General features: G+C 47.2%; 2 protein-coding genes. Both read right to left on the bottom strand.

Translation table 11 applies throughout. From position 1 onward, the window contains the following. Positions 1–62: 62 nt before the first annotated feature. A complete protein-coding gene (locus AC1DWB_RS32195; RefSeq protein WP_477545179.1) occupies positions 63–2,783 on the bottom strand; it encodes a cache domain-containing sensor histidine kinase in 2,721 nt (906 codons plus the stop codon). Beyond that, on the bottom strand, positions 2,780–3,619 hold an 840-nt coding region (locus AC1DWB_RS32200), incomplete at its 5' end, for a helix-turn-helix domain-containing protein (protein ID WP_477545180.1). The genes AC1DWB_RS32195 and AC1DWB_RS32200, both read right to left, overlap by 4 nt.

Raw genomic sequence — 3,619 nt, forward strand, 5'->3', positions numbered from 1 at the left:
CAAGTGAATGGTAGGGAACCGATAGTATGGTTATTAGAACTGACACGATTTCCTTATTAAAGCTAATCCGACTTCAGAAGCTTCGGGATCATAATCCGCACAACCGTGCCATAATCGGTACGGCTCGTAATGTCCAGCCCATAACTTGGGCCATAGTGAAGCCGGATTCGACTGTTCACATTGGCTAGCCCGATGCGGTGATGGCTGTTTTGCGAAATGTTCATCTTCAGCTCCTCAAGCTGTTGATCAGACATTCCCGGTCCGTTATCTGTTACGGATATTTCGATTTGCGAGACGAGATCCCTACACGCCACATCAACTTGTACAACATCTGTGTTGCCTTGAGTCGCATGCTGAAATACATTTTCCAATATGGGTTGCAGCAGCAGTTTAATAACTTGGCTGTTCCTGGCCCCTTCGTCCATGTGCCAGCTGCAGGAAATACGGTCTTTGAATCGATAGCTCATGAGCGTAACATATGTACGGGCATAGGATAGCTCTTCCATAACGGTCACCTTGACCGTCGGTTGACTAATGCTATAACGGAACAATCGGCTCAATAGTCCGATCATATCGACTGCTCGCTCCTTCTCGTCTGACTCTACCAGGTTCACAATCTTCTCAAGTGTGTTGTATAGAAAATGTGGATGAAAATGCGCTTGCAGGGCGAGTATTTCCGTATCCCGTTTCTCATACTCCAGACGAAGCTGTTTTTTGCTTGCCAAATAAGACTCCTCCACCAACGTCTCGATGCGCTCCATCATACTATTGAAGGCAATCTGAAGCTGGTCCACTTCATGAATGCCGTAAGAAGGGACTGACTGGACGGCTGCAATACGACTTGGATCGCTCTCCCCTGATAGAACCCCCAATCGGTTGAGTGGACTTAGCAAGTACCGCGACATGAAGAAGGAGAATAGAACGACCAGCAAGAGCACGATAATCGCGATGTAGATATCGTCATACAGCAATGTATCGGTCTCCTTGGCTACCAAATCATTGTTGAGGGTAGCCATTAACGTCCACGGGGTGCCTTGAATCGGCTCGGTGAAATAAAGAGGCTTGTCCCTACCCCTCCGACCCTCTTCATGTTCAAGTTGAGAGATGTCGGCGGAGAGCCCGATCATACTTGGATTCGGATGCGACCAAATGATGTCGCTGCTATCCTTGATGAATACTTCCCCACCGTACTGACGAAAATCGGCATAAGCTTGGAGTAAATAAGTCGCATCGAGGTCCAGCTTCATATAGCCGACTGAATAATCAATTGGTTCTCCTGTGAATTGAAAGATAGGCCTAGTCAGACTGGCAACCGTCCCTCCCGACGTATCCCGCTCTCTCCAGAAGATCGGGTACTTGCGATTGACGGCCGTCGTTTCTTCGAACAACTCCGTTACCATCGGTRCCTTCCTCTTATTATCACTGGAGAACACAAGCTCATTGCGTCGCGTATACAATCGAATTTCGTCTTGTCCCATACTAAGTCGGTTATCGTCGTAGGCCAATTGCTGCAACGTGTCCGGATTACGTTCTGCCGGATTGACCACATATTCTCTTATCAGCATATCGCTCGCCAATCGGGATAACACTTGTTCCTTCGCTCTCAAATATAACTCCAACCGATGTGCCGTGTTCTGGAATACGGTCGTATATACGGCCTTGCTTTCTTCCAGCACAATCTTGGACGTTTGGGCATAAAAGGCCACTACGAATACCGTAACCGGCAATAACACCGTGATCAACAAATACAAGAACATGCGATCCCGCAAAGGCAGCCAGCGGATATTCCGAGACGTAGCCTGCTCGATATGAATACGGTCTCCCCACTCCTCGACTTGCTTCATCTGACCGATCAGCTTCTGAACTGGAAGCCATATCCCCCTCGCCATTAATCGGGAACAACAATAGGCAAGCAGTAAACATCCGATCAAGGCGTATACCGTAAGCTTTCCGATACTACTGCGCTGCTTCGTCTTGAACGTTTGCCTATCCATGTAAGCCAGTCGGATTCCTTCAAAGCCTATGTCGCGATAATTGATCTTCCCTTCCGTGGGGGTTGCTTGCATAAGTTTCAGTGAATCACCTACAAAGATAGTGACCCCCTGCTTATTCAGCAGGGCGAGATTAGCGGAATCCGCCAGTTGGGATTGGAAAATGTGCGTATCCAATAACATAACAATAATTCCATATCGATTACCGGAGGAGTCCGTTAAATTGGAAGCCATAAGATAGTCTTGCTTTAATTCCTTCTCCGCCTTCTCCAATCGGGTTGTATCCATTTCATTCTGATCGCGTTGCAGAAGTGGAGTCGGGTCTCCGGATGAAGAGAAGACAACAGAATCACTCGCTATACGCCCGGAAAATCCGTCCAGGAAGAAATCGAAGTACGTTTTATCGGAGCTATAATGTGTCTTGGGTGTAACTACGATCAAGTTACGGATAAAATCATTATCGCGCTTCACATTGTAAAGCAATTCCTCCAAATTTGTAGAGAGTGCCACTTTGGCGTAGTCATCCGTCTGTTCCGCCTCCAGATCACGAACGTAACGAACCAAACGATCGTTCTGACGAAGAACATCCAGTGTTTGACGCGCCTCATCGAAGGTTCTGCCAATATCGGAAGTGATTTGGTCGATCCGGAAGCGATTGACGACATCCATTTTATCACCGATAAAAGTTGCCGTTTTGTTATACATCAAGCTGCTTATGATCAGAAGAAGAATAATTACAGCGGCCAAAGAAAACAGCAGCAAAAAATTCCGGAACCGCAAGGTCGGCTTCATTCGATTCTCACCCGTATGCGATAAGCTAGCGGGGTCATGCTGGTCGCCTTCCGGAACAATTTATTGAAATGCGATAGGTTCTGAAATCCGACCATATAAGCAATTTCGTTGATCATATGATCCGAACCGAAAATCAACTCCGATGCTTTTCGGATCCGTACCTCGTTCACATAATCAATGAAATTCATGCCGCTTTCCTTCTTAAATAATGAACTGAAATATTTGGCGTTCAAGTGCATCGTCTCCGCCATATCCTCCAATCGGATTTTCTCCGCATAGTTCGTGTCGACAAATTTCTTCGCTTCCATCACATAGCGGTTAGGAGCCACCCTGGATAGGCGTTTGATCTGAAGGGATGCACGTTCCAATTGTTCCGCAAACCATTGCTTGAGTTCTAGTAAAGTGCCGGCCTGCAGCACCTTTTCCAAGGCTTCCGCTTTGTTGAAGCCTGGCATGTCTGGGTGGATCTCCTTGATTCTTAAGTCCAGCAAAAACATAACCTCTGCGCAATGCATGCGGACATCAACCATACGGTAACGCTCACGACTCTCCAGCCTCTTGAAGAAAATCGTCGTATTAGCTTGAACCCGGTCAAGCTCCTTATGGATTACACAATCGACCATTGTATTCATCACGTCTGCCAGAGGCTCATTATGGGTTTCTTTGATATCCGTGCCAAGATCTTGTCGAAACAACACCTCGTCAGATCTATGTATAGAATGGAAGCTGCCCGCGTAGACCGCTTCTCCATAGGACTGTGCAATACCGTGCCACCCATGGACCAAGTTTCCTACCCCAACCGTAACTCCTTGGCTGTCAATGCCGAGACTTTCCAT

The sequence above is a fragment of the Paenibacillus sp. P4_E11 genome (assembly GCF_056401635.1).